1 protein-coding gene is annotated in these 629 nt (G+C 36.1%); it reads right to left on the reverse strand.

The genetic code is table 11. The features are described from left to right. The coding region (locus tag IV513_RS15640; RefSeq protein WP_209391476.1) for a transposase at positions 1 to 629 on the reverse strand (629 nt) is incomplete at both ends.

The raw sequence follows: 629 nt of genomic DNA on the forward strand, positions 1-629 counted from the left end.
TCTATGGCGTTGGTTGTTTTCGGGATTTTAGGATTTTTCAGGAACGAAAACATATTTGGCAAAGCCTTTCTGATAACCGAAAAACATCTTCTTACCATTTTATGCGTGTACCAGTATCTTCCGGTTTCTTGGCTGTATGATTTTTCATTCAAAAATTCTTTATGCTTTTCAGACCAATCCAAAAACTCTTTGATCCAATACTGTTTTTTAACTTCATTATCAATAAAATGAATTTTGCAGACAATTGCACGCAGCTCAAAACCAGCTACAGATTTTGGATAGGCGGAAAGCCATATTTTGCACATCCTCTGAATATGAACCAAACATCTCTGAACAGGAACTTTAGGACAAACTTTCCGGATGGCTTTCAGTAGAGATTTATCACCATCGCAGGTTATCCCACCGATTTTTATTCCCAAATTCAGAATATTTTCCAAATCCTCTTTGAGTTCTTCATAATGCTCTCCGTCAGTAATTCTGTAAAGTTGGGTTTGCTTAAAAACATTGTCTCTGTAAACTACTAGGCATATCTCATTGGAAAAATAAGTACCATCGATGAGTAAATAAACTTCTTTGTTCTGGCTGTAACTGAGTTTTGGAGCTTTACCAAGCATCACGTTAAAATACCG

The organism is Chryseobacterium sp. RR2-3-20, from assembly GCF_017808115.1.
Lineage (GTDB): Bacteria > Bacteroidota > Bacteroidia > Flavobacteriales > Weeksellaceae > Chryseobacterium > Chryseobacterium oryzae.